This window comes from Pontimicrobium sp. MEBiC01747, assembly GCF_053601635.1.
The window spans coordinates 1-8283 of record NZ_JBSHNS010000406.1; the positions used below are offsets into that span (position 1 = coordinate 1).

At 32.1% G+C, this 8283-nt stretch carries 11 protein-coding genes; 7 read left to right on the forward strand and 4 right to left on the reverse strand.

Annotation, left to right across the window (positions count from 1 at the left end):
• The 7 genes from thiC to moeB all read left to right on the forward strand — a co-directional run.
• Positions 1-1567: phosphomethylpyrimidine synthase ThiC (gene thiC / locus ACVC2P_RS12975; protein WP_452598888.1), on the forward strand; the 1567-nt coding region annotated here is incomplete at its 5' end.
• Between the two features lie 3 nt (positions 1568-1570).
• Positions 1571-2170 (forward strand): thiamine phosphate synthase, encoded by a 600-nt coding sequence (locus ACVC2P_RS12980; protein WP_452598889.1) that lies wholly within the window; start codon positions 1571-1573, stop codon positions 2168-2170.
• Positions 2160-2897 (forward strand): hydroxymethylpyrimidine/phosphomethylpyrimidine kinase, encoded by a 738-nt coding sequence (locus tag ACVC2P_RS12985; protein ID WP_452598890.1) that lies wholly within the window; start codon positions 2160-2162, stop codon positions 2895-2897. The genes ACVC2P_RS12980 and ACVC2P_RS12985 overlap by 11 nt, the downstream gene beginning before the upstream one ends.
• Positions 2898-2908: 11 nt before the next feature.
• Positions 2909-3562: a thiamine phosphate synthase gene (gene thiE, locus ACVC2P_RS12990; protein ID WP_452598891.1), complete on the forward strand. Its 654-nt coding sequence runs from the start codon at positions 2909-2911 to the stop codon at positions 3560-3562.
• 2 nt (positions 3563-3564) lie between these two features.
• Positions 3565-4329 (forward strand): thiazole synthase, encoded by a 765-nt coding sequence (locus ACVC2P_RS12995; protein WP_452598892.1) that lies wholly within the window; start codon positions 3565-3567, stop codon positions 4327-4329.
• Between the two features lies 1 nt (position 4330).
• Positions 4331-5446, forward strand: coding sequence for a 2-iminoacetate synthase ThiH (gene thiH / locus ACVC2P_RS13000; protein ID WP_452598893.1), 1116 nt, complete (start codon positions 4331-4333; stop codon positions 5444-5446).
• A gap of 22 nt (positions 5447-5468) precedes the next feature.
• Entirely contained in the window at positions 5469-6518 is a 1050-nt protein-coding gene (moeB, locus tag ACVC2P_RS13005; RefSeq protein WP_452598894.1) for a molybdopterin-synthase adenylyltransferase MoeB, read from the forward strand.
• A gap of 158 nt (positions 6519-6676) precedes the next feature.
• On the opposite strand, the gene ACVC2P_RS13010 is transcribed toward moeB, so the two are convergent.
• From ACVC2P_RS13010 to folE, 4 genes are all read right to left on the reverse strand, one after another.
• Positions 6677-7174: a hypothetical protein gene (locus ACVC2P_RS13010; RefSeq protein ID WP_452598895.1), complete on the reverse strand. Its 498-nt coding sequence runs from the start codon at positions 7172-7174 to the stop codon at positions 6677-6679.
• Entirely contained in the window at positions 7174-7317 is a 144-nt protein-coding gene (locus tag ACVC2P_RS13015; RefSeq protein ID WP_452598896.1) for a hypothetical protein, read from the reverse strand. Before ACVC2P_RS13015 ends, ACVC2P_RS13010 begins: the two co-directional genes overlap by 1 nt.
• Before the next feature lie 40 nt (positions 7318-7357).
• Positions 7358-7651 (reverse strand): hypothetical protein, encoded by a 294-nt coding sequence (locus tag ACVC2P_RS13020; protein ID WP_452598897.1) that lies wholly within the window; start codon positions 7649-7651, stop codon positions 7358-7360.
• Positions 7652-7663: 12 nt separating this feature from the next.
• Positions 7664-8283: GTP cyclohydrolase I FolE (gene folE, locus ACVC2P_RS13025; protein ID WP_452598898.1), on the reverse strand; the 620-nt coding region annotated here is incomplete at its 5' end.

Sequence of the window (8283 nt, forward strand, 5' to 3'; positions counted from 1 at the left end):
ATTACATGCTTTTTCTTCCAATTATTGTAATGAACGCTTAAACGATTCTAGTTTAGACCATTTACGTTTCAATTTAAAACACAAGCCTAAAAAAGCTAAAAAAGGAAAAAATGTTTCGCAAATGCATTATGCGAGACAAGGTATTATAACCCCAGAAATGGAGTATGTGGCTATTCGCGAAAATCAGCGTATAGATGAAATGACACGTTTATCTAAACAACACCCCGGGCAAGATTTCGGCGCAAATATTCCTTCAAAAATAACTCCAGAATTTGTTAGAGAAGAAATTGCTAGAGGGCGTGCTGTAATTCCTTCAAACATTAATCATCCAGAAGTTGAACCTATGATTTTAGGTCGAAATTTTCTTGTAAAAATTAATGCTAACATTGGTAATTCGGCAACAACATCTTCTATAGAAGAAGAAGTAGAAAAAGCTGTTTGGGCCTGCCGTTGGGGTGCAGATAATATTATGGATTTATCTACAGGAAAAAACATTCATGAAACTAGAGAATGGATTATACGAAACTCACCTGTTCCAATAGGTACAGTCCCTATTTATCAAGCTTTAGAAAAAGTGAATGGAGTTGCCGAAGATTTAACTTGGGAGATTTTTAGAGATACTTTAATTGAGCAAGCTGAACAAGGTGTAGATTATTTTACAATTCATGCTGGTGTACGTTTACGCTATGTACCAATGACTGCAAAACGTATTACAGGTATTGTCTCTCGTGGTGGTTCTATTATGGCAAAATGGTGTTTAGCGCATCATAAAGAAAGTTTTTTATATACTCATTTTGAGGAGATTTGTGAAATTATGAAAGCTTACGATGTTGCCTTTTCATTAGGAGATGGACTTCGCCCTGGTTGTATTGCAGATGCTAATGATGAAGCGCAATTTGCTGAGTTAGAAACTTTAGGAGAATTAACAAAAATTGCATGGAAACACGATGTACAAACCTTTATTGAAGGCCCTGGACACGTACCTATGCACATGATAAAAGCCAACATGGATAAGCAATTAGAAGCATGTGGTGAAGCGCCTTTTTATACATTAGGTCCTTTAACTACAGATATTGCCCCAGGTTACGACCATATTACTTCTGGTATTGGTGCTGCCATGATTGGTTGGTATGGTACAGCAATGTTATGTTACGTAACACCAAAAGAGCATTTAGGCTTACCTAATAGAGACGATGTAAGAACTGGGGTTATTACTTATAAGTTAGCAGCTCATGCCGCAGATTTAGCAAAAGGGCATCCAGGGGCACAACATAGAGATGATGCTTTAAGTAAAGCGCGTTTTGAATTCCGTTGGGAAGACCAATTTAATCTAGGGCTAGATCCAGAATTAGCTCGCGAATACCATGACGAAACTTTACCGGCAGAAGGTGCTAAAATTGCACATTTCTGTTCCATGTGTGGCCCTAAATTTTGTTCTATGAAAATATCTCAAGAGGTACGTGATTTTGCTGCCGAAAATGAAATAAAAGATGATGAAGTCTTTGCAAAAGGAATGGAAGAAAAATCTAAAGAGTTTAAAGACAAAGGAAGCGAAGTTTATTTATAAAAAATGATTGTTCTTATAGCCCCAGAAAAAGATATTGAAAATGAAATTTTAATTCTGACTCAACTTTTTGAGTCAGGATTAGAATATTATCATTTTAGAAAACCAAACAAATCTTATCAAGAACATTGTGAGTATTTAGAGGCCATAGACACTAAATATCATAATAGGATTGTAGTACATTATTTTCATGAATTAATAAATAAATACAATTTAAAAGGGATTCATTTTCAAGAACAAAAAAGAAGAGATCATATAGGTAATCCAGGTCATTATTTTAAAGACCTAAATCTATTCGGTAAAACCATTAGCTCTTCTTTTCACGAACCAAAAGAATTAGAAGACTGTTATTTTGAGTTTGATTATCATTTACTAAGCCCTGTTTTTTCCTCAATATCCAAACAAGGATATAAAGGCAAAGGTTTTAATGTTAATTATATAGATAAATTAATAATTGGCATGGGTGGAATCAACGCAAATACCATAGCAAAAACAATGGAGTTAGGGTTTAAAGGTGTTGGAGTTTTAGGTGGAGTTTGGAATACTAATAATCCAGTTGAAAGCTTTATAGAATTAAAAAATAAATATCATAAAATTGAACGTTAGACCTAACATATTAACTATAGCAGGATTCGATCCTTCTAACGGAGCGGGGTTAACAGCCGATGTAAAAACATTTGAAACTTTAAAATGTTATGGATTGTCGGTTTGTACAGCTAATACCGTTCAAGATGATCAATCATTTCAAGCTTGTCACTGGATGCCTGTAGAGCAAATAACAGCCCAAATAGAGGTTTTACTTAATCGCTTTCAGGTTGATGTAGTAAAAATTGGAATTGTAGAACGTTTTGAAGTATTAAATACAATTATTAATCTAGTTTTAAAATATAATTCTAAGACAAAAATTGTTTTGGATCCTATTTTAAAATCGAGTTCTAATTTTCAGTTCAATTCAATTTTAGATTTAGACAATATTTTAGAAAAAATATACTTACTAACACCTAATTATAACGAAATCAAAGAGCTATATCCTAACAAAAGCTTAGACGAAACTATCCAATTAATTTCATCAAAAACCAACGTGTTTTTAAAAGGCGGACATCGACCAAATAAATTAGGAAAAGACGAGCTATATACCAAAGAAGGGAAAACGTTTGTATTTAACCCTAAGTTACTTAATTGTTCAGAAAAACATGGTAGTGGTTGTGTGCTATCTTCTTCCATAGCAAGTTATTTAGCTTTAGGTTTTCCGTTATTAAAAGCATGTTATAGAGGCAAAAGGTATACAGAGAAGTTTTTAAGTTCTAATAGAAGTCTTTTAGGATATCATTAAAAGAAATAATTATGATAAGCAAATTACAATACATATCGCAAGGAACCACGCCTCAAGAACATCTAGATAATATTCAGAAAGCTTGTACTTCTGGAGCAGAATGGATTCAGTTACGTTTAAAAGCTCTAGATGACAAAACCATACTTGAAACAGCAAGAAAGGCTAGAGAAATAACGACTCATTTTCAAACTAGATTAATTATAAACGATCATTATAAAGTTGCTATTGAAATTAAAGCAGATGGTGTTCATTTAGGAAAAACTGATGCTTGCCCTTCTATGGTTAGAAAGAAATTATATTCTTGGCAAATAATTGGCGGAACAGCCAACACACTAGAAGATTGTAAGGAATTAATAGATAAAAAAGTAGACTATATAGGTTTAGGTCCTTTTAGATTCACGAAAACAAAAGATAATTTAAGTCCGGTTTTAGGAGAAAAAGGGTACTTAACAATACTAGAAGAATTAAATACAGATATTCCTGTAATTGCCATAGGAGGTATTACACAGAATGATGTATTAGATATATTAATTACCGGAGTATATGGTATTGCAGTATCTGGAGAAATTACTCGTAATTTTAATAGTATAACAACGTTTAAAGAAATTATAAATGGAGGTCCAACACAAGAGCAACGTTGGCAACCAGAAGAAAATAAAAAATAAGAATGTTACAAATAGCAAATAAAGAGTTTAACTCAAGGTTGTTTACAGGAACAGGCAAATTCAGTTCTTCTAAATTAATGAACGAAGCTTTAATAGCCTCAGAGAGTGAATTGGTAACAGTTGCATTGAAGCGGGTTGATATAGAAAATAATCAAGATGATATATTAACACATTTAAAACACCCAAGAATTAATTTATTACCCAATACTTCTGGAGTAAGAGATGCTAAAGAAGCGGTGTTTGCAGCTCAACTATCCAGAGAGGCTTTAGAAACAAATTGGATAAAATTAGAAATACATCCAGATCCTAAATATTTATTACCAGACCCAATAGAAACCTTAAAAGCAGCAGAGGAACTTGTAAAATTAGGGTTTATTGTAATGCCTTATATTCATGCAGACCCTGTTTTATGTAAGCGATTAGAGGAAGTAGGAACGCAATGCGTAATGCCTTTAGGAGCACCTATTGGTAGTAATAAAGGCTTAAAAACATTAGAGTTTTTAGAAATTATTATAGATCAAAGTAATGTCCCTGTGATAGTAGATGCAGGCATTGGCAGCCCTAGTCATGCAACTCACGCTATGGAACTTGGAGCAGATGCTGTATTAGTAAATACAGCTATTGCGGTTTCGCAACACCCAGTAGAAATGGCTAAAGCTTTTAAAATGGCTGTAGAAGCTGGTAGAATGGCTTTTGAAGCTAAGTTAGCTCCTATAGTTCATAAAAAGGCTGAAGCTAGTAGTCCTTTAACTCGTTTTTTAAGTTAAAATGAATAAGACTTTTAAAGACATATTTGACACTTATAATTGGGATGAAACTCTACAAAGTATTTTTTCTAAAACAGAAACAGATGTTTTACAAGCTTTAGGCAATTCAAAACGTAACTTAGAAGATTTTAAAGCACTTATTTCGCCAGCAGCAAAACCATACTTAGAACAAATGGCCCAGTTGAGTAGGCAATTAACTAAAAAACGTTTTGGAAATACCATACAGATGTACTCTCCAATGTATTTAAGTAACGAGTGCCAGAACATTTGTACGTATTGCGGTTTTAGTATGACCAATAAAATTCCGCGTAGAACCTTAACTGATACCGAAATTTTAAAAGAGGTTGAATATATTAAGTCTAAAGGATATGACCATATTTTATTAGTTACTGGTGAAGCTAATAGAACAGTTGGTGTAGAATATATTAATAACGCATTACAATTAATTCGTTCACATTTTTCAAATATTACAATAGAGGTTCAGCCTTTAAACCAAGAAGAGTATGAGCAGTTAATTGATAGTGGGTTGTATGCTGTTTTAGTGTACCAAGAAACCTATCATAGAGACGAATATAAAAAGCATCATCCAAAAGGAAGAAAGTCTAATTTTGATTACAGATTAGACACTCCAGATCGATTAGGCAAAGCTGGTGTGCATAAAATAGGTCTGGGAGCTTTATTTGGTTTAGAAGATTGGAGAGCCGATAGTTTTTTTACGGCTTTACACTTAAAATATTTACAAAAAACCTATTGGAAAACAAAATACTCTATTTCATTCCCTAGGCTACGTCCCCACTCTGGAGGCTTAGAACCAAAAGTAGAGATGACAGATTCTGATTTGGTACAGTTAATTTGTGCTTACAGATTATTAGATGAAGATGTAGAGCTTTCTATTTCTACTAGAGAAAGTGAACTGTTTAGAAATAACATTGTAAACTTAGGTATTACCTCTATAAGCGCAGAATCTAAAACAAATCCTGGAGGTTATGCTGTAGAACCAAAATCGCTAGAACAATTTGAAATTTCGGACGAACGCTCTACCGAAGCCATAACAGCAATGTTAAAAACTCAAGGCTTAGAAGTTGTTTGGAAAGATTGGGCAAATAATTGGCAATAAAAAATAGTACACTTTACTAATTATGAAATTAACTAAGGAAGAGCAACAGCATTACGACCGTCATTTAATTTTAAATGAGATTAGTATAGACGGGCAATTAAAGCTAAAAAGAGCTAGAGTTTTAGTTATTGGTGCGGGCGGACTTGGCTGTCCTGTATTACAGTATTTAACTGCTGCAGGTGTTGGTACTATTGGTGTTTTAGATGACGATATTGTTACTAAAAGTAATTTACAGCGCCAAATACTCTATACTTATAACGATATTGGTACTTTAAAAACAGATGCTGCCGTTATGCGTTTGCAACACTTAAACCCCTTTGTAGATTTTAAAACCTACTCGATACGGCTATCTAAAGACAATGCAATACCTCTATTTAAAGAATACGATATTATTGTTGATGGAAGTGATAATTTCTCAACACGTTATCTAGTTAATGATGCAGCAATTATAACCAATAAACCTGTTGTGTTTGGTTCTATTTTTAAGTTTGAAGGTCAGGTTAGTGTATTTAACTATAAAAATGGTCCTACGTATCGTTGTTTATTTCCTAAACCACCCAAATCTAATGATGTTCCTAATTGTTCTGAAATTGGTGTTTTAGGTATTTTACCAGGCATAATAGGCTGTTTCCAAGCTAATGAAGTTATAAAGATAATTTGCGATATTGGAATGGTACTAACAGGTAGGCTTTTAACCTTTAATGCACTTAGTATGCAACAATTGCTTTTTTCATTCAAAAAAAACATAACAGCTACTATTACAAATCTAGATATTGATTATGATGTGTTTTGTGAAATTCCAAAAGCTATTACAAAAATTACATTCGAACATTTAGAGACATTACCACACACTTATAATTTACTAGATGTTAGAGAGCATTGGGAACGTAAAGAACACCATATTGGTGGCCAACATATTCCTCTTGGAGAACTGCCTCATAATATTGATAATGTTTTACAAGATAAAGACTTAGTTGTGTATTGTAAATCGGGGGTACGTAGTATGGCTGCTATTAAAATTTTAAAACAATATGGGTTTAAAAAACAGCTTATAAGCTTATCCTTATTGTAACATAATAAATTATGTTTATGTAAAAAGCCCTTCAATTTCCTAAAGGGCTTTCAATTACATACGCAAGACTCAATCTTTTGATTTTTTTTTAAGTTAAGAGTCCTGCTATAGACATATCCAAATAAATAGACTCATTTAAAAAACTGGAATACTCTTTTTTAATTTAAATGATACTTTTTTAAACAAATGAAATCTGAATAAATATTGTTAAATACATTCTCTCTTTTATTATAAATTTTCCCATCTATTTTAATAGTACCACTTTGAAAATAAGACAGTTTTTGTTCTAATTCTTTTATTTTATGATTAAGAAAATAAGATATTATTGAATCTTGGTATTTCTCTGCAAGCCACATAGTTTGTGAGTTTCCTTTATATTTATAAATACTTCTATACAACGGTTCTAGTCTTGAAAAATTAGAAAAAGTTTGTTTACCTAAAGCATCCAAAATAATTTGATTGTTACGAGAAAGGACAAAATAAATTTTGGTGATATTATGTTTTACAATTAATGTATTTAATTCATCTAGTGTTTTAGTATTAGAAACAAAAGAGTTTGCAAGAGAAGTATAAAAATAGTTTTCTGAGGCGAACTTAGTATTTATAACTGTTTCTAAACAATCTGTTGGGCATAAAAGAAAAAGCGCTTTATGCATTATACTACAGGACTTGCATTTACAAATGGAAATGATGAATGATGCACATCAATTTTTAACTCTTCATCTATAAGTTTGTATCCAAATGTATATTCTACTTTTGCTTCTTCTCCATTTAAATCTGTAAAAAAGTAATTACCCATAGCAATAGCTCTTTTTTCCTCTAAAATAAATCCTGTATTTTCAATACCTTACCTTTGTCCAAGGTTGTATAGCAAAACCTTTATCTTCTGCACAAGCTCTATCATCACCTGCTATAAAATAAGATAACGCCTTAAGTTTTGTAGGTCTAAATTGTTCTATTTCACACTTTGTTGGTTTAAATAAAACCACCCCATTTTCAAATGCATAACGCTCCTCTAGAAACGTTCTTGCATATGTAAGACATTCCTGTCTGTTATCTTTTAAGCTCCCTATTCTTACTACTCCATCTCCCCACTTTTTTTGTGACTCTAACACTTGTTCTTTTGATATCATAATTAGAAAATTTTAATTATTAATTAATTTTAAAAATTCATTTCGTTTTAAGTCTTCTTTAAAACAACCATCATATTCTATTGTTGTGGTAAAACTATCTTTATCTTTTATACCTCTAGAGGACACACAAAGGTGTTTGGCATTAACCATTACAATAACATCTTTTGTTTCTAGGGCTTCCTGTAGTTCTCTTAATATTTGTAAAGTCAATCTTTCTTGAACTTGAGGACGATGTGCGTAGTAATCTACCAATCTATTTATTTTAGAAAGTCCTACTACTTTATCTTTTGGAATGTATGCAATATGTGCATGCCCGATAATTGGTAAAAAATGATGCTCGCACGCAGAATCTATAGTAATATTTTGTTCTACTAACATTTTCCTGTATCCATATTTATTATTAAAAACTGATAATTTTGGTTTGTTTTTTGGGTTTAAACCATAGAACAACTCTTTAACATACATTTTAGCAAAACGGTATGGTGTACCAGATAAACTATCATCTAATAAATCTAAACCAAGTTCCTCCATTATTTTCCCAAAATACTTCTGAATATTTTTAATTTTTTCATCATCAGTTTTATCAAAAGCACTGGGCAACATAGGTGTTTCTATACTAGTCGATATATGAT